This is a genomic window from Gemmiger qucibialis, from assembly GCF_027689445.1.
Taxonomy (GTDB): domain Bacteria; phylum Bacillota; class Clostridia; order Oscillospirales; family Ruminococcaceae; genus Gemmiger; species Gemmiger qucibialis.
The window spans coordinates 495491-513127 of record NZ_JAQFEN010000002.1 but is presented as its reverse complement, the minus strand read 5'-3'; the positions used below and the strand labels follow the sequence as shown (position 1 = coordinate 513127).

The window sequence follows — 17637 nt, the reverse complement described above, 5'->3', positions numbered from 1 at the left end:
GCAATTATGCGTTTGGCAGCGCCGCGTAAAGCTGCTTTAATACATCATCCAGCTTCATGGCGTGGCTGGCTTTTGCCAGCACAACATCGCCGGGGCGGACGTTCTGCCGTAGATATTCTACTACTTCCTCCGCTGCTTGGCAATGGATGGTTTGCAGCCCTTTCTGCCGGGCTGCTTCGGCCATGGCTGCGCTCAACGGGCCGTAAGCCACCAGCAGGTCAGCGGCATCGGCAGCCCATTTGCCGGTCTGGCGGTGGCCGGGTTCACTGGCAGCGCCAAGTTCCAGCATATCGCCCAGCACGGCAATGCGGCGGCCGCCGGGGCCGGGCTGGCGGTCATGCAGAATCTGCAAGGCTGCTTTCATGCTGTCCGGGCTGGCGTTATAGCAATCCTCAATAAAGGTCACACCGCCGTGCTGCACAATGTTCTGGCGCATACCGGTGGTCTGATAGCTGGCCAGCGCACGGGCGGCGCGGGCACGCTCCAGCCCCAAGCGGGTGGCTGCAGTGTAAGCAGCAAGGGCATCATACACGGTATGAACGCCTGCCGTGGGGATGGTTACACTGAACTCATAGGTTTCACCGTCCACATTATCCACCAGGGTAAAGCCGGTACCCTCCCCTACGGTATGAATATTGATGGCGCGCACATCGGCGGAGCTGGAGCGGATGCCGAACCACACCGGGCGCAGGCGGCCGGGGATCTGCGCGGTGGGCAGCAGGTCATCGTCCGCATTCAGAACCAGCGGGGCGCCGTCCGGCAGGCCTTGGCAGATTTCCATCTTTGCCTTCAATATATTCTCCCGCGTGCCAAGATTTTCCAGGTGGGAAACGCCGATCATCGTAATGATACCGGCAGACGGCCGCGCTGCGCGCACCAGGCGGGCAATCTCGCCCAGGTGACTCATGCCCATTTCCACCACAGCATACTGGGTGGTATCTTCCAGGCGGAACAGCGTGTTGGGCAGGCCGATCTCATTGTTCTGGTTGCCTTCTGTTTTTAAGGTATTGCCAAAAGCCGAAAGAACCGCATAGCAGAACTCTTTGGTGGTGGTTTTGCCCACGCTGCCGGTCACACCGATCATCAGCGGGCTGAACAGCGTGCGGTAGTTGGATGCCATACGGATCATGGCAAGGTAGCTGGATTCACAGATGACAAGGTGATCCTCCGGCACGCCCTCCACGGGATGGTTGGCGATCACATACTCGGCCCCGGCCTGGTACGCCTTGGCGGCATAGTCGTGGCCGTCCACACGCTCGCCGGGGAAGCAGACAAAAATGCAGCCCGGCTGCACCTTGCGGGAGTCCGTTACAACGGCGGTGATGGGCACCGGGCGGGCCAGTGCCAGCCCGGCCAGAAGTTCGTTCGCGTTCATGGGTTTCATGGGAACACGCTCCTTTTGGTTGGTTTAGTTGCGGCATGTTTCAGTTTGCTGTGGGGTCCCCCTGCCGTGGCCGGGGTTATTGCTGCTCGGCATCGCTGCCGGTATCATCCTGGGTCGTGCTTTCCTGATCGTTTTCACCGGCGGCGTCCTGGGGCGTATCGTCCTGGGCGGCATCGTCCTGCGAGGTATCTGCATCCTGCTGGGCATCGCTGCTGCCGTCTGGTTCCGTGGTCAGGGTAACGACTGTGCCGTAGGGCACCACACTCCCAACCTCAATATCCTGGCTGACAACACGGTCCGATGCACTGCCCGAAATTGCCACATTGACGCCGGAAGCCTTGAGCATCTGTGCGGCAAAGGTTCCGGTTTTGCCGGTGGCATCCGGCACGGTGGTGGTGGCGTCGGTGGTGGACTGGGTATACAGGTAAACCGTGGAGCCTGCGGGCACCACGGTGCCGCCTGCGGGGTACTGATACACAACATCGCCATCGCTGGTATCCACAAACCGGTGGGAAAGCCCGGCGGCGTTCATCTTGACCTGGGCGGAAGTCCAGCGGGTGCCAATGGCATTTGGCACTTCCACACTGCCGTTGCTATCATAAGAAGCATCCCGTTCAATGCCAAGATACGGCGCGATCTGGCTGATGATGTTGCCGGTAACAGGGGCCACAATCTGGGAAGCGTAGTCAACGATCCAGCGCGGGTCATCCATCATGACCAGCACCAGAATTTCCGGGTCGTCCGCCGGAAGGATGGCAGCAAAGCTGATGGCCTTGCGGTAGTCGCCGTCCGGGCGGTACTTGTAAGCGCCTTTCCAGTCCAGCTGTTCTCCCGTACCGGATTTGCCGCCGATGCGGTAGCCCGCCACATAAGCGCTGGCACAACCGTGATAGTCCAGGTCATTGCTGGTACCGGTGTGACCCACGTTGTTTTCCATCATGGCGCGGATCTGCTCACTGACTTCCTCGCTGACGACCTGGCGCTTAATGTCGGTTTCAGCCTGCCATACCACGTTGCCGGTGTCGTCCGTCATATTATCCACCACATAGGGGGTCATCAGGTAGCCGCCGTTCACGGTGGAAGCCACGGCGGCTGCCATCTGGATCAGGGTCAGCTTTTGGGACTGGCCGAACGCGGTGGAGTACAGGTCCGTTTCCACCTGCTCCATCTCCTGCTGGGTTTTGGAGATGCCCTTTGCCTCATACGGCAGGTCAATGCCAGTGGTCTGGGTCAGGCCAAACGCCTGGTAGTAGTTATAAAAGAATTCGGCGCTCATTTTTTCCGCCACCTGGATAAAGTACAGGTTGCAGCTGTGGTTCAGCGCCCCGGCCATATCCAGCCAGCCGTGAGCGTTGCCCTCGGCGCAGCGGTAGCTGTGTTCCCACTCGGTATTGGGGAATACTGTCAGGTCGCTGCCGCAGTAAAACTGCTGGTCCGCCCCCATCAGGCCGGAATCCAGCGCCGCAGCGGCCGTCATGAGCTTAAAGACTGAGCCGGGGTAATGCAATTCCGTCACGGCTTTGTTCTTCCACTCGGCCTCACGGATCATGCCCTGCAGCTGGCTTTTTTCGCTGGGAACGTCGATTTCGTTGCCTTCTTCGTCGATGCTTTTTGTTCCGTTGGGGTTCACAACGCCGTCCGCAATGATATCAGCTACGGCGTCCTGCCCCAAACGGCTTTGCAGGACGGAAATATCGTCCTCCGTCAGTGCCGTTCCGGCATTATCCAGGATAGCCTGCAATTTGGGTTCGGTGATATTATACGGATCGTTGGGGTCAAACTGCGGCGCCGTTGCCATACCCAGCACCGCGCCGGTGTTCACATTCATCACAATGGCGCTGGCACGGTTCTGCACATCATAGTCATCAATCGCGTTGGAAAGCTCGGTTTCCAGCACGGTCTGGATGGTATCGTCAATGGTCAGGTTCAGGTTATAGCCGTTGATAGCCGCATGGGTATCGCTTTCCTCGTTAGCCAGTTCATAGCCCCATGCGTTCTCGCTGCTGATGCTGCGCCCCGGTGTACCGACCAGTTTCTCATCATACGATTTTTCCAGGCCGTACATGCCGTTGCCGCTGTCATCACAAAAGCCCAAGACCGAGGAAAGGTACATTCCGTTAGGGTATTCCCGCGTGGAGGAGGATTCCTTGTACATGGAAAGCACCGTTTCGTACTTGGCATCCGGATCCCCCTCCGCCTTGCCGTTGGTAATGCGTTTGGTGTTGGCATAGTCAATAATGGATTGCGCCGTTACCATATCAATGTCCTTGGCAATCACGCGGTACTGGCTGTTCGTTTTGCTCAGCTGCTCCTGAATTTTTTCCGCGCTGACGCTCCCGTTCAGCAATTCGCTGATTTTCTGGCTGGCTTCCGCCACATAATCCTGGTTGCACTTGGACGGGTTGGCAATAATGTTCCACACCACACTGCTTTTGGCCAGCAATTTGCCGTTAGCGGAATAAATAGAGCCGCGCGTGGCGGGGATCTGGGTATCGGAAAGCTGCTGTTCCGCCGCCTGAACACGGTACTGCTCAGCATCCCGGATCTGCAGGGTATACAGCTTATAAATCAGAACGCCGCACCCCGCAGCGATAAAGCCGATCACCAGCAGCAAAACCATGATGCGTCCGTTCAGCGTAAGCGCATGATTCTGCCCCGGCTCCGGGCTGCGACGGTTGTGATGACGCGTGGATTGATTCTTGTTGTCGGGTTGCTTTGGCATAGGTTCATTCCTTTACAGAAAAGGCTGTTTGCACGAATACGCGCCCGCCCATGATGGCAAAAAAAGCGTGCTCCTGTTGGGATGCACGCTTTGGCGCAATGTAAGGGCAGCACCGCATGATTCCCACCTGACGGCTTGGGCACCCAAAGTTATGCGGTATTGCCTTGACCGGATCGCTTACGGGTCAAAACTGCCAAGCAGACTGAGCGCTGCGGTTTTGATACCGGCAAAAAACTTGTCTGCTGTACCGGCTGCGCGTTCGATCACGCTTTCATCCTCCAGCCGGACATACGTCACCTGGCTGGGGTCCATTTTAACCAGCCCCAGCCGATCCTCCGCTTCCTGCTGGACGCTGGTGCTGTTGGTGATCTGATCCATGGTGGTGGACAGATAGTCGTTATAGCTCTGGGCATTGGTCAGTTCCGACTTGGCGTCATCAATTTCGCCGGAAAGCTGTGTGATGCGTGCCTGGCTGGCGACAATGCTGGCAAACAAACCAAAAAAGATGGCAATGACCAGCACCGTGCCCGCCGTGCGGGCAAACTGGCGTGCCTTGCTCAGGCCGTAGCGTCCGCCCTTGACAACGCGCACCCGCGGTGTGCGGGAGGAACCGGAATGATTGTTGGTTGAAATTTCTGCTGCTGTGGAAGCCATGGGCGCCGCCCCCTTTCTCGTATCGTAAAATTTCGGCTTTCCTTAAGCTGTGCGGCATGGTCACAAGCGCCATGCCGCGCTGCCAATGTTCCCTCCTGGCACACTTATAATTTTTCCAGTACGCGCAGCTTGGCGGAACGGCTGCGGCGGTTTTCTTCCAACTCACCAGCGTCCGCTTCAATCGGCTTGCGGGTAATCAGTTTAGCTTTGGGCATCCCGCCGCAGGTGCAAATAGGCTGCTCCGGCGGGCAGGTGCAGCGCTGGGCCCAGCGGCGGAACTTCTGTTTTACCAGCCGGTCCTCCAGGCTGTGGAACGTGATGATGCAGAACCGCCCGCCGGGGGCCAGGCGGCTGAAAATCGCCTCCATCCCCTCGTTCAGGGCATCCAGTTCCCCATTGACGGCAATCCGCACTGCCTGGAAGCTGCGGCGGGCGGGGTTCTTGTTCTTGCGGCGCTCGGCAGGCGGCATAGCGGATGCAATCAGGTCCGCAAACTGCAGAGTCGTCAAAATCGGGGCTTCCTCCCGTGCTTTCACGATTTTACCCGCAATCTGCCAGGCATACGGTTCCTCACCATAATCGCGCAGGATGCGGGTCAGTTCCTCACGGTCCAGGGTGTTCACCAAGTCTGCCGCGGTGGGCCCCTGCTGGCTCATGCGCATATCCAGCGGGGCATCCGCGTGATAGGAGAAGCCACGCTCGGCATCGTCCAGCTGGTGACTGGAAACGCCAAGGTCCAGCAGCGCGCCATTGATGAAGGGGATCTCCAGTTCATCCAGCACGCGGGCGGTTTCGCGGAAGTTGGCCTGAACCACCTGGGCGGGTAAGCCCTTTAGCCTTGCGGCAGCAGTTGCCACCGCATCCGGGTCCTGATCCAGCGAGATCAGCCGCCCGGTGGTCAGGCGTTTTGCTATTTCCTTTGAGTGGCCTGCCCCGCCGGCCGTTCCGTCCAGATAAATCCCGGCAGGGTCAATGGCCAACCCATCAAGGCATTGGCTGAGCAAAACGGGGATATGACTAAATTCCACGGTGTTCTCCTCTTTCCCCGTTTCACACGGTTTAACATGCAGGGGTACACCCCCGCTCAAAGTGTATCTTAAAAATCAAGGTCTTCCATTGCGGCGGTAAAATCTTCATCGCTTTCCGCCTGGCGGGCTTCCCAATCCTGGGTGTTCCAGATCTCCGCAAAGTTGCGGTTGCCGATCACGCTCACATCGTGGTCCAGGTTGGCGTATTCCCGCAGTTTTGCGGGCAGCTGAATGCGGCCCTGCTTATCCGGTGTTACTTCCACCGCAGAGGAATACAGCATACGGCTGACATTGCGGCCCTTTACCATACCTTTTTCGGCAATGCGCTGGGCCACTTTTTCAAACTCCTCCGGCGGGAACGCGGCAAGGCAATGGTCCAGCCAGCGGGTCACGATAAAGGTTTCGCCCATTCCATCCCGGAACTTTGCGGGGAAATTCAGACGGCCCTTTGCATCCACTGCGTAGTCATACTGACCCATGAACATTGTCGAACCCGCCCCCTTCCCGGTTGGAACTGTCGCTTTTTTAGCGTTTCAGCGGAATTTCGCGGTTAACAACCCTGTGGAATGTGTGGATAACTCACCACTTCAACCCTAAACTGCCCACTTTTACCCACTGGAACACTTATATAGTACCAAATCGCGGGGCAAAAAGCAAGCCCACAGCGCCAAAAAGCGCTGCGGGCCATAAAGTTTTCACAAATGCTGTCTTATTTGTTGTTTGCGGGGCGGGAACCGTGCAGATCTCTTTCACAAAGCCCGCACAGGGGGCCGATTTTACAGATTCGGTTTCTGTGGGCCATGGGGGCCGCGGCTGGCCAGGTTGCGCAGGTTCATGCGGGTATTTTTGATATCCGCCACACTGCGGGCCAGAACTTCCTCCGAGTTTTTGAGGATATTCTCACAATAAGCCGCGGAGGCATTGTTGATCTTTTTCGCCTGTGCCTGTGCGGCGTTCACCAACTCCACGGCCATCTTCTGTGCGCGCTTGGTGATCTCTTTGTCCGATACCAGTACCCGTGCGCGTTCCTCTGCCTGCTTGATGATGTTATCCGCATCGGTCTGGGCGTTCTTTAAAATCTGCTCGCGGTCTGCCACAATCTTTTTGCTGTCGCGCAGTTCATCGGGCAGGTTATTGCGCACCTCATCCACGATATCGCGGCAGCGGTCCACATCTACCACACGCTTGGCGGCGGCAAACGGCACAGCGGTACCCTCCTCCAGCGTTTCCTCCAGCATATCCAGCAGTTCCTCAACATTCATAGCTGTTCCTCTTTCTCATAGCGGCTTACCAAAATCTTGCCGTACTTATATTGTTTTGCCAAAACAAGCCCCTCAACCTGTTCCGGCAGCTCGGCGTCCAGTTCTGTTTCACACAGCACCACACCGCCAGGGGCCATGTGCGCTGCCAGCTGCGGCAGTGCTTTGGCTACCGTGCCGTGGTGGTACGGCGGGTCCAGCAGGGCAAGATCAAACTCTTCCTGCGTGGTGGCCAAAAAGTGGAACGCATCATCCGGGATGACCCGGCTCTGCGCAAACACGCCCGCCGTTTTGCAGTTGGCCAGCACGATCTGGATCGCCTCGCGGGAAGCATCCAGGAAAACACAGCGCTTGGCCCCGCGGGATAATGCCTCAATGCCAAGCTGGCCGCTGCCTGCAAACAAGTCCAGCACGCGCGCGCCGGGCACAGAGAACTGTACGCTGGAGAACATTGCCTCCTTTACGCGGTTAATGGTGGGGCGGGTAACATCCTCCCCCGGTAGCGCAGCAAGGTTTTTGCCGCGGGCTGTACCTGCAATCACACGCATCATGTTAGACCGCCTGCCTTTCATTTGTTATATGGCAGCCACCCATCCCGCTGGGAAGCTCAAGCCAGAGCACTCCTATTCGGGATAAACAGTTGCACTTATGGCAATACCGCATAATTCTAAGTGCCGATACGGCGAGCGAGGTGCGGCAGCTGCTAAGCCAAAAGCGCAGATAATACTTTGTGTATTATCGAGCATTTTGGCAACGCAGATGCCGTGCCGCAGCCGCCGAAGCGGTGCTTAAGCCGTCAGGCGGGAATTGTGCGGTGTTGCCTTATACATTATGGATGGTTCAAATCCGCTTGTCAAGGGAGTTTACCGTCATTCATTCTTATTTTACAACCCAGCCTGCAATCCAGCCGGGTTTTCCCCTCTCCTGCCGTTGCCGGCGTTGAGTTTACTGGCGCAGAGCATTATAAATGCTCTCCGCCTTGGCGTGGCTGATGCCCTTGACCTCTTCCAGGTCCGAAATAGACGCCTGCTTGACTGCCGTTACGGTTTTGAAATATGCCAGCAGTGCCGCGCTGGTCTTGGGGCCAACGCCGGGCAGCTCTGTCAGGGTTGCCGCATAGGACTTTTTGTGCATCATCCGCTTGCGGTAATCGTTGGCATAGCGGTGGGTTTCATCCTGGATATTGGTCACAAAGGTAAAGATATTGCGGTGCCGGTTGATGGCGATTTCCCCGCCCGCATCATCCACAATGGCGCGGGTGCGGTGGTGGTCATCCTTGACCATGCCAAAGGTGGGCACATGTTCCAGTGCCGTGCCGCGCAGTGCCTGTTTAACGGCGCTCACCTGCCCGCGGCCGCCATCGATCAGCAGCAGATCCGGCATGGTGGCAAACTGGTTGGTTTCATTATCCGGCTTTTCGCCGCGCCGGGCCGCCTCGTACTCCGCAGCCCGGCGGGAAAGCGTTTCCGCCATAGAGGCATAGTCGTCCGTGCCGGCAACGGTGCGCATCTTAAAGCGGCGGTAGCCGGCGCGGTAAGGCTTGCCATCCTTGAACACCACCATACCGCACACGCTGGAGCCATCGCCCCAGTTGGAAATATCATAGCTTTCAATCACCCTCGGCGGGGTTTTCAGGCCCAGCACCTGGGCGGCTTCTTCCAGCAGCTTTTCCTCGCGGGTATAGCGGCCGCTCTCGCGCCCCAGGCGCTCCACAGCGTTGGTGTAGGCCATTGTTACCAGCTTGGCCACATCGCCGCGCTGGGGCACATACAGCTCCACCTTGCTGCCGCGTGCTTCGTTCAGCGCCTGGTTCAGCGCTTCGGCGTCCGGCGGCAGGGTATCCACCGCAATGGTTTTGGGGATCGTCTCGCCATCCAGATAATACTGGGGCAGGAATTCCTCCCGCACGGCTTCGATATCGGTCGTATCATGAAAGACGAACTCCCTCTTATCGGTCAGGCGGCCATCCCGGTAGCGCAGCACCGCTGCGCATACCGCGCGGGTAGTGCCCGCCAGTGCGATGACGTCCATCTCTGTCCCGGCATCCATAACCACCTTCTGGCCCGCCGCCACGCGGTCAATGGCCGCGATCTGATCCCGCAGCAGGGCGGCTGTTTCAAAATCCAGCCGGTCAGACGCCGCCTGCATCTTCTCTTTCAGCTGCTTGACGATATCTTTTTTGCCGTACCGGATCATGCGCAGGGCGCCCTGCACCGCTTCGTTATAAGCTTCGCAGGTGATTTTGCCGCTGCACACGGCCATGCACTTGCCGATATGGGCATTCAGGCAGGGGCGGCCCTTGCCGATATCACGCGGGAACTCTTTATTGCAGCGGGGCAGCAAAAAACAGTTCTGGGCAGTTTCCACCATCTCCCGCACCGCAAAAGCCGAGGTGAACGGGCCGATATAATCGGCGTTCTCATCGTCCTTTTGCAGGGCAGCAGAAATACGCGGCCAGGGGCCGTGGGTGATCTTTACATAGCTGTAGCCCTTATCATCTTTGAGCAAGATATTATACTTTGGCGTATGGGCCTTAATCTGGCTGGCTTCCAGCACCAGGGCCTCAAATTCGCTTTGGCAGACGATGACATCGAATGCAAATGCGTGGTTGATCATTTGGGTGACCTTCGCGTCATGGGGCACGCCCTCGCGGAAATACTGTGAAACACGGATGCGCAGGCGCTTGGCTTTGCCAATATAGATGATGGTATCCGTTTTATCGCGGATGATATACACCCCCGGCAGCAGCGGGAGCATACAGGCTTTTTTGTAGAGTTCTTGTTTTGTCATGGTTTTTGAATAAGGGTGGTGAGTGATTTTTTGTCTGCGCGGCATGGCCGCGCAGACAAAAAAAGGCGGGTGACCAGTCACCCGCCGCAAAAACAAAAGATCTGATTATTCAGAGAAGCCGGAGTTGACCAGCTTGACCAGACCATCCACAGCAGCCTGTTCATCAGTGCCGTCAGCAATGATACGGATGGTGGTACCGCCAACGATGCCGAGGCTCAGAACACCCAGCAGGGACTTAGCGTTGACGCGGCGCTCTTCCTTTTCGACCCAAATGGAAGACTTATACTCGTTTGCCTTCTGGATGAAGAAGGTGGCCGGACGAGCGTGCAGACCTACCTGATTCTCAACGGTAACTTCTTTAACGTACATAACTATTCTCTCCTACTTATATGAAAAGATACGCCCAAGTTCTCTACCGCGGGCTCCTTTCAGGCGGTATTGCACAATCAGTGCCGCCTTGATTGTTTATATTTTATCCCATTTGTTCGACTTTGTACAGTGTAAATTTGCAATTTTGGCAGGATTCCGCATTTGGCACAAATCGCGCCGGGCCCGCTTGTGCAACTTTACCAGTTTATTTTCAACCGGATTGTAGATAGACTACAAAACCTGTACGAAAAACCGACAGAATACCGCAGGTTCAGCCTTGATCCTGGGGCTGATAGCGCATAACAAGCTCTTTGCAGGGCTTGCAGAATGCTACATTCACCCCCGGCTGGTACATGTTCCGCACGCCATCCGGCAGGTAGCCCATGCGCCGGTAAAGGCCGATGGCCGCCGTGTTTACATCCAGCACGGCCAGCCAGGGCCGGGCGTGCTCCGCAAGTTTTTTGCGCGCAAAATCCAGCAGCTTTGTGCCAATGCCGCTGCCGCGGGCGGACTGTGTGACAAACAGGTGGCCGATCTCCCCCGTTTTATGGCAGACACCCACCATGCCGTCCGGCGTATCTGAAGTGGTGTGCAGGTAGAATGCCCAGCCCGCCTTGCGCTCTTCTTCCAGGCACTGGCGCATGACTTCCGGCGTATATTCTGCAAGGCCTGCTTCGGTGCACACATCCCGGCAGACGGTGCGGCAGCCTTCGGCAAACAGTTTTGCGGCTGCATCCAGCTGGGCATCCGCCTTGATCAGCTGGGCACGCTCGGTACGCTTCCAGCGCGGGATCTGGGTGATCGGGTGGGTGGCGCACCACTGGTCATACAGGTCCGGGCGGCGCTGGCGGGTGCGTTTCCGGCTCTGGCGGCCGCGCCAGGCGTCAATTTTGTTGTGGTCCCCGGTCAGCAGCACCGGCGGGATGGGCTGGCCCTCCCACACTTCCGGGCGGGTGAACTGGGGGTATTCCAGCAAGCCGTCCCAGTAGCTTTCATCCTGGTAGCCTTTTTCCTCGGCCAGCACGCCGGGCTGCAGGCGCAGCACACTATCTGCCACCACCAGGCTGGCCAGCTCGCCGCCGGTCAGCACATAGTCGCCGATGGAAATTTCCTCATCGCCAAAGGTATCAATCACGCGCTGGTCAATGCCCTCATAGTGGCCGCACACCAGCGCAAGGCTTTCATAGCTGGAAAGCCGACGGGCGGTCTCCTCGTTATAGGGCTGCCCGGCGGCGGTCAAAAACACCACATGGGGCTTGGCGCGGCCCTGCTGGGCACACTGGTCCGCCACAGCGCGCAGGCAATCTGCAATGGGCTGAGCATACAGCACCATGCCGCAGCCGCCGCCATAGGGGTAATCGTCCGTCTGGCGCTGTTTGTTTTTGGTGTAATCCCGGATCTGGTGGCAGTGCGCTTCAAACAGGTTTTTGGCGCGGGCACGGCCCAGGATGCTGGTGCTCAAAAAGCCATCGCACAGTTCCGGGAACAGGGTGACAATATCAATGCGCATCAATTACTCCTCATCGCCGTTGACCGGCTCATCAAACATGCCCGCAATAGGTCGCATTTTTACCGTGCGGGCCGCAATATCCACATCCACCACAAACTCCGGCACGGCAGGAATCCAGTGCTCTTCCCCCGCTGCATCGCGCACAATATAGATATCCTGTACGCCGGGGTGGTCCACCTTTGCAACGATGCCAAGGGTGCGGCCATCGTCCGCATGCAGCACAGTGCAGCCGATCAGATCATCAATAAAATAGCGGCCCTCCGGCAGTTTGGCATCCGCCTTGGCAAAATAGTAGGTTTTGCCCACCTGGGCGCGGGCGGCATCCATATCCTCCACCCCGGCCAGCTTGACCAGCAGCATATTGCCCTGGGCGCGCACCCCGCGCAGCGCAACTTCGCCGCTGCCGTTTGCGGCAGCGTACAGGCGCTTGAACTTGGCCAGGAACTGTGCGCCGTCGCACAGCGGCAGGGCTTTCATTTCGCCGCGGACACCGTGGGTGGAAACAATTTTGCAGGCGGGCAGATAGTTTTGCATAGGGGGAACCTCCTAGAATAAATCACACAAAAGCGGCGGCAAATAAAAAGCACCCTGCGCGCAAAGCGGCAGAGTGCTGGGTGGCAAAAATCAACCGATTTCCACCACGACTTTTTCGTTCTGGCGGACGGCGGCGGCACGCATGACAACACGGATTGCCTTGGCAATGCGGCCCTGTTTGCCAATCACGCGGCCCATGTCGCCTTCTGCCACCGTGAGGTGGTACACAACCGTGCCGTCCTCACGCGCGGGGTCAACCGTTACCTGCACCGCGTCCTTATCTTCCACAAGGCCACGGGCAACGGCAATCAGCAGTTCCTGCATGTGGCGTTCCTCCGTTTAATTACAGGATGTTCTCTTTCTTCAGCAGAACACGAACAGTATCGGTAGCCTGAGCGCCGTTGGCCAGCCACTGCTTAGCCTTGTCGGCGTCGATCTTGACAACGCTGGGCTCCTTGGTCGGATCGTAGTAGCCGATCTCTTCGATGAAGCGGCCGTCACGAGCAAAGCGGCTGTCAGCAACAACAATGCGGTAGAAAGGAGCTTTCTTGGCGCCGATGCGGCGCAGACGAATCTTAACCATGGTAAATATCCTCCAAAATTTTGTTTTTACGGCCCCGTGGTTTTCCCTCGTGGGCTTGCAATTTATATATCACCCTGGGGCCAGAGAGGCTTACGGGTCATATCAAATTCATAACAGGCTGCTCAGCGCAGGCCTCTCATTCCGCCAAGGCCGCGCATAAAGCCCTTGGGGTTGCGCTTGACCTTTTTCATCATCTTCTGCATGGCTTCAAACTGGCGCAGCAGCTTGTTCACGTCCTCAACCGTCTGGCCGCTGCCCGCCGCAATGCGGCGCTTGCGCTTGGGGTTGATGATGGAAGGATGCGCACGCTCTTCCGGCGTCATGGAGTAGATGATAGCTTCAATATGGGGCAGCGCCTTTTCATCGATCTGGTCCATCTGTTCGGAGCTGATCTGGTTGGCGCCGGGCATCATGGCCAGCAGCGCGGACGCACCGCCCATCTTGCGGATCTGGGCGAACTGGGTCAACATATCGTTCATATCGAACTTGTTGGCCATCATTCGCTTGGCGGCTTCTTCGGCTTCCTTGTCATTCTGCAAGGTCTGGGCCTTTTCGATCAGGCTCAGCACATCGCCCATGCCAAGGATTCGGCTGGACATGCGCGCCGGGTAAAACGGCTCCAACGCATCCAGCTTCTCGCCGGTGCCCTGGAAGTAGATCGGCTTGCCGGTAACGGCCAGAACCGAAAGCGCCGCACCGCCGCGGGTGTCGCCGTCCGTCTTGGTCAGGACCACGCCGCTGATGCCAACCTTTTCGTTAAAGGTCTTGGCAACGTTGACGGCTTCCTGACCGGACATGGCATCCACAACCAGCAGGGTCTCATCCACCTCAACAGTCTGCTTGATGCGCACCAGCTCGTCCATCAGCTGGTCGTCGATCTGCAAACGGCCTGCGGTATCAATGATAACGATATCATAGCCGTGGTCTTTGGCGTACTCAACTGCCTGCTTGGCAATCTTTTCCGGCTTTTCGGTGCCCATCTCATAGACGGGAACGCCTGCCTGCTCGCCTACAATGCGCAGCTGGTCAATTGCTGCGGGGCGGTAGATATCACAGGCTACCAGCAGTGGGCGGCGGCCCTGGGCTTTATAATAGCGGCCCAGCTTTGCCGCATGGGTGGTTTTACCGTTACCCTGCAGGCCGCACATCATCATAACGGTCTGGCCCTTATTTTTGATGTGCAGGGTCTGGGGTTCTTCGCCGCCCATCAGCTTGGTCAGTTCTTCGTTGACGATCTTGACAACCTGCTGGGCGGGGGTCAGGCTTTCCATCACTTCCTGGCCCATGGCGCGCTCCGAAACCTGCGCGCAGAAATCCTTTGCGACTTTGTAGTTGACGTCCGCTTCAAGCAGCGCCATGCGGACTTCCCGCATCGCAGCCTTGATATCCGCTTCACTCAGCTTGCCTTTGCCGCGCAGTTTTTTGAAAACGCCGTTCAGACGCTCGCTTAAAGATTCAAATGCCATCGGGCAGTTCCTCCTGCGTATCAAGGCGGTGAATAATGGTCAGCATCTCCTCGGTAGCCCGCTGAACGCGGGTATCCGGTTCAAACAACCCAGTATTGCACACGCGCACCTCGCTGACAAGCTCTTCCAGCCGGGCAAGATCTGCCCGAATGGCTTCGGTCCGGCGGGCAGTGCCCAACTTTTCCTCCATCTCCATCAGGGTCGCTTCGCCATGCTTGATGGCATCCCGTACTCCCTGGCGGGTTATGCCATAATTTTCGGCAATTTCGGCCAGCGAAAGGTCATCGTTATAATATTCTGTCAGAATATTGCGCTGTTTTTCCGTCAGGACCATGCCGTAATAATCCAGCAGGATGGAAAACCCAAGGTCCTTACCTGCTTTGGCTGCCACGGCTGTGCCCCCTTTGTGTTGTCTGTTCCTCTGACTGCTGTAAAGTGTTTTTCTTTACAGCTTTTGAATTATAACACTCTAAAGTCATACTGTCAAGGCCCAAAGGTGCGGTATCCGGCTGTTTTTTGCGTTTTTTTCAGCTTTTTGTGCCCGCCCAGCATTTTTGCCGTAAAAACTGCGGCAAAATATGTTTTTTTCATGTACAAAGCCGCGCCGGATATGCTATAATATGTTGTATATTGGGTGAAATTTACAGAACGGGGCGGATTTTACGGACTGCGTGTTCTCCCCTGCCTGATTTTTGCAAGGAGGTCTGCCAGGCTATGGCAATATTGCAGAGCTATTATCAGGACGTGTACCGTTCCCCGGTGGTGCGGCTTTCGGGGTATTCCGGGCGGCACGAACTTGCTTCCAGCATATTGGCATATCTGGATTTCGGCGGCGCTACCGGCACCTGCAAGGACGGCGTGGCCGAAACCATGCTGGCTTTTGCCACCGAGCGCGGCACATTGCAGCCCGGCATGCCGGTGGTGGAAGCCAGTTCCGGCAGTTTTGGCGCTGCCCTTGCGGTAAGCTGCGCCACCACAGGCCACCCCTGCATTCTGGTGGTGCCCAGCAGCCTACCGCTTTCCCGCAGGCAGCATTTGCAAAACCTGGGGGCGCGTATTGTGGTATGCGGCAGCGGCGGCCGCCGTGCGCTGGAACAGGTTGCCAAAGACACCGCCGCCCGCTATAACGGTTACTTTACCAACTACTTTGCCAATGATGATAACCCCGAATACCACCGCCGCGTGACCGGCCCCCAGATTTTAAAAGCCGCCGGGGATGCGATTGATGCTGTGGTGATCGGCGTGGGCAGCGGCGGCACCATTACCGGCGTGGCGGAATACCTGAAAGCCTGGAACAGCATGATCCGCATTGTGGCCGTGGAGCCCAGCGAATGCGCCGCCATTTCCGGCGGGTTCATTGGCCACCACAGCATTGCGGGCATCGGGCCCGGTTTTGTGCCGGAAAACTATAACCCCTATGTAGTGGATACCGTGCTGACGGTCTCTTCGGCCGATGCCGAGCGCGCCGCACGGGAGGTGCTGTTCTATGACGGCATCCCCGCCTGTTCCAGCGCCGGCGCAACCCTGTGTACTGCCACCCAGCTGATGGGCACCGGCAAGTGTAACCGCCCTCTGTGCATTTTTGCCGGACGCCGCACTTACGAATGATTCAAATAGACCAGGCCGCACGGCTGCCGCCATTAAAGAATGGCGCAGGCTGTGCGGCCTGTTTTGTTCTATGTACATTGTGAGAGGCTTTGTTGAAAGAGTGGGTACTGATAAACCAAAAGAGCGCTGAACCTTAACGATTCAGCGCTCTTTTGGTTGGTGCGGAAGATGGGACTTGAACCCACACGTCATAGACACACGCACCTCAAACGTGCCTGTCTGCCGATTCCAGCACTTCCGCATAAGGCAATGCCTTGGCATTGCAAAAAGTATTTTAGCATACCCGCCGCAAAAAAGCAAGGGCTTTTTGGGCTTTTCTTCAAATTATTAACCACTGTGCCTTCTCGCGCGAAAATTGTTCGTTATACAGCATCTTTTACCCCATTTTCCCGCATTGCAGCAAAAAACTTCAATTTTTTTCAAAATAGGGCTTGCATTTTTGCTCAGGCTCTGATATACTAATCAAGCACTGTTAAGGCAGGCGCACGAATGAATATGGGAGCTTTCCCGAGTGGCCAATGGGGACAGACTGTAAATCTGCTGCTTAATGCTTCGGTGGTTCGAATCCACCAGCTCCCACCAAAAGAGATCCGCAACTGAGGTTGCGGGTCTTTTTTTGTGCTGGAACTGGTAGGGTTCGAACAGATCGGTCGCCCGAAGGCGGCAGGCAACAGTCCTGCGGACTGTTGCTTAGACCGCGACTTGGCGAATCCACCAGCTCCCGCCAAAGTGTTGAACGTTAAAACGTATGTTTTATCGTCCAGTTTTTTTATCTGACCGCATTTATTATAAAACCCATATCAAAGCGCCCCTCTGTTCCTATCACAGAGAGGCGCTTTTCTTCATTTCAATTTTATCAGGTTGCCTCCCGGCGGGCAAAGTAGGAGCCTACTGCGGTGATCTGCTTGGGCAGGTCAGGGCGGTAGAGGGGGGAATCCGGGTAAAAGCTGTTGATCACAACACCATTATCCCCTGCTCGCGCGGTGGAATGAATGTACTCTCCATTGCCAAGATAGAGCGCCACATGGCCGGGGAAATACACCAGATCTCCCACGCGCATATCCGAAACATGGGCCGGATGGATGGGGTAGCCCTCTTTCAGCTCGGAATCCCGCCAGATGGAAATACCGCACAGCAGGTATGCCATGCTGCACAGGCCGGAGCAATCAATGCCCGCCGGGGTTTTGCCGCCCCAGCGGTAGGGCGTGCCAAGGTAGCGCTTGGCTGCCTGGGCAATGGCTGCACGCAGCTTTTCCTGGTCCTGCTCGCAGGGCTGGGTGTACAGCGGGGCCAGCGCGTCCGCACGCAGGTAACCGGTGCGGCCATCCGGCAGCGTTACGGCCTGCCAGCCGTCTTCCGGCTCCCCCTGCACGGCCACGCGGGCGCCCAAGGGCAGGCCAGCAGCCACGCAGGCCCCCTGCACACGGGGTTCCGCCAGCACATCAGCCCAGCGGGCTATGACCACCATCTGCGGCTGAACCAGCCATTCTTCCGCCTTGGGGCCAGTCAGCAAAGCATCCTGTGCTACCCAGCCGGTATAGCCGTAAAAGGTGCGTACCGGTACCATGTGCTGTTCAGCTTCGCCGGTAATTTCCACCGGCATGCCCAGCAAAAGCTCATCCACCAGACGGGATTGCTGCGGGTTCTGCGCCCAGAGGGCCGGGTTTGTGGTAAGCGGCGCTATGGCCACGTTGATTACTGCCTGCATTGTTATTTCCTCACTGTGTTAT

Annotated in this window: 17 protein-coding genes and 2 tRNA genes; 2 read left to right on the top strand and 17 right to left on the bottom strand. The window is 57.2% G+C overall.

Features of this window, described 5'->3' with window-relative positions; all coding sequences use genetic code 11:
* Positions 1 to 4: 4 nt before the first annotated feature.
* From PG062_RS06170 to ylxM, 15 genes are all read right to left on the bottom strand, one after another.
* Positions 5 to 1384, bottom strand: coding sequence for a UDP-N-acetylmuramoyl-tripeptide--D-alanyl-D-alanine ligase (locus PG062_RS06170; RefSeq protein WP_113999759.1), 1380 nt, complete (start codon positions 1382 to 1384; stop codon positions 5 to 7).
* A gap of 76 nt (positions 1385 to 1460) precedes the next feature.
* Positions 1461 to 4106, bottom strand: a complete 2646-nt coding sequence (locus tag PG062_RS06165; protein WP_270751605.1) for a penicillin-binding transpeptidase domain-containing protein — start codon at positions 4104 to 4106, stop codon at positions 1461 to 1463.
* Positions 4107 to 4283: 177 nt separating this feature from the next.
* Positions 4284 to 4760: a hypothetical protein gene (locus PG062_RS06160; protein ID WP_113999761.1), complete on the bottom strand. Its 477-nt coding sequence runs from the start codon at positions 4758 to 4760 to the stop codon at positions 4284 to 4286.
* Positions 4761 to 4864: 104 nt separating this feature from the next.
* Positions 4865 to 5788 (bottom strand): 16S rRNA (cytosine(1402)-N(4))-methyltransferase RsmH, encoded by a 924-nt coding sequence (rsmH, locus tag PG062_RS06155; protein ID WP_270751604.1) that lies wholly within the window; start codon positions 5786 to 5788, stop codon positions 4865 to 4867.
* 68 nt (positions 5789 to 5856) lie between these two features.
* A complete protein-coding gene (gene mraZ / locus PG062_RS06150) occupies positions 5857 to 6273 on the bottom strand; it encodes a division/cell wall cluster transcriptional repressor MraZ (RefSeq protein WP_113999628.1) in 417 nt (138 codons plus the stop codon).
* Positions 6274 to 6564: 291 nt separating this feature from the next.
* Entirely contained in the window at positions 6565 to 7050 is a 486-nt protein-coding gene (locus PG062_RS06145; RefSeq protein ID WP_113999629.1) for an ATP synthase subunit B family protein, read from the bottom strand.
* Positions 7047 to 7598 carry a 16S rRNA (guanine(966)-N(2))-methyltransferase RsmD gene (gene rsmD, locus PG062_RS06140; protein ID WP_270751602.1) on the bottom strand — a complete coding sequence of 184 codons (552 nt, stop codon included), beginning with the start codon at positions 7596 to 7598 and terminating at the stop codon, positions 7047 to 7049. Before rsmD ends, PG062_RS06145 begins: the two co-directional genes overlap by 4 nt.
* Positions 7599 to 7992: 394 nt before the next feature.
* Complete coding sequence (gene uvrC, locus PG062_RS06135; protein WP_270751601.1) at positions 7993 to 9837, bottom strand: excinuclease ABC subunit UvrC; 1845 nt, start codon at positions 9835 to 9837, stop codon at positions 7993 to 7995.
* Positions 9838 to 9942: 105 nt separating this feature from the next.
* Positions 9943 to 10206: an HPr family phosphocarrier protein gene (locus tag PG062_RS06130; protein WP_113999630.1), complete on the bottom strand. Its 264-nt coding sequence runs from the start codon at positions 10204 to 10206 to the stop codon at positions 9943 to 9945.
* A 271-nt stretch (positions 10207 to 10477) separates the two neighbouring features.
* Positions 10478 to 11716: a tRNA (guanosine(37)-N1)-methyltransferase TrmD gene (trmD, locus tag PG062_RS06125; RefSeq protein WP_270751599.1), complete on the bottom strand. Its 1239-nt coding sequence runs from the start codon at positions 11714 to 11716 to the stop codon at positions 10478 to 10480.
* Between the two features lie 3 nt (positions 11717 to 11719).
* Positions 11720 to 12250 (bottom strand): ribosome maturation factor RimM, encoded by a 531-nt coding sequence (gene rimM / locus PG062_RS06120; protein ID WP_270751597.1) that lies wholly within the window; start codon positions 12248 to 12250, stop codon positions 11720 to 11722.
* Between the two features lie 90 nt (positions 12251 to 12340).
* Positions 12341 to 12574 carry a KH domain-containing protein gene (locus PG062_RS06115; protein ID WP_113999633.1) on the bottom strand — a complete coding sequence of 78 codons (234 nt, stop codon included), beginning with the start codon at positions 12572 to 12574 and terminating at the stop codon, positions 12341 to 12343.
* A 19-nt stretch (positions 12575 to 12593) separates the two neighbouring features.
* Positions 12594 to 12833, bottom strand: a complete 240-nt coding sequence (rpsP, locus tag PG062_RS06110) for a 30S ribosomal protein S16 (protein ID WP_113999634.1) — start codon at positions 12831 to 12833, stop codon at positions 12594 to 12596.
* A 122-nt stretch (positions 12834 to 12955) separates the two neighbouring features.
* Complete coding sequence (gene ffh / locus PG062_RS06105; protein WP_270751596.1) at positions 12956 to 14299, bottom strand: signal recognition particle protein; 1344 nt, start codon at positions 14297 to 14299, stop codon at positions 12956 to 12958.
* Positions 14289 to 14690: a YlxM family DNA-binding protein gene (gene ylxM / locus PG062_RS06100; protein WP_256359660.1), complete on the bottom strand. Its 402-nt coding sequence runs from the start codon at positions 14688 to 14690 to the stop codon at positions 14289 to 14291. The genes ffh and ylxM overlap by 11 nt, the downstream gene beginning before the upstream one ends.
* Before the next feature lie 323 nt (positions 14691 to 15013).
* On the opposite strand from ylxM, the gene PG062_RS06095 reads away from it, so the two are divergent.
* The gene (locus PG062_RS06095; protein ID WP_270751595.1) at positions 15014 to 15907 is read left to right on the top strand and encodes a PLP-dependent cysteine synthase family protein; all 894 of its coding nucleotides are present in this window, start codon (positions 15014 to 15016) and stop codon (positions 15905 to 15907) included.
* A 157-nt stretch (positions 15908 to 16064) separates the two neighbouring features.
* Here PG062_RS06095 and PG062_RS06090 read toward each other — a convergent pair.
* A tRNA-Leu gene (locus PG062_RS06090) sits at positions 16065 to 16148 on the bottom strand.
* Between the two features lie 256 nt (positions 16149 to 16404).
* Between PG062_RS06090 and PG062_RS06085 the strand changes: the two genes are divergently transcribed.
* Positions 16405 to 16489: transfer RNA gene (locus PG062_RS06085), tRNA-Tyr, on the top strand.
* 274 nt (positions 16490 to 16763) lie between these two features.
* On the opposite strand, the gene PG062_RS06080 is transcribed toward PG062_RS06085, so the two are convergent.
* On the bottom strand, positions 16764 to 17615 hold the full coding sequence (locus tag PG062_RS06080; RefSeq protein WP_270751594.1) for a C40 family peptidase: 852 nt from the start codon (positions 17613 to 17615) through the stop codon (positions 16764 to 16766).
* Between the last annotated feature and the right edge of the window lie 22 nt (positions 17616 to 17637).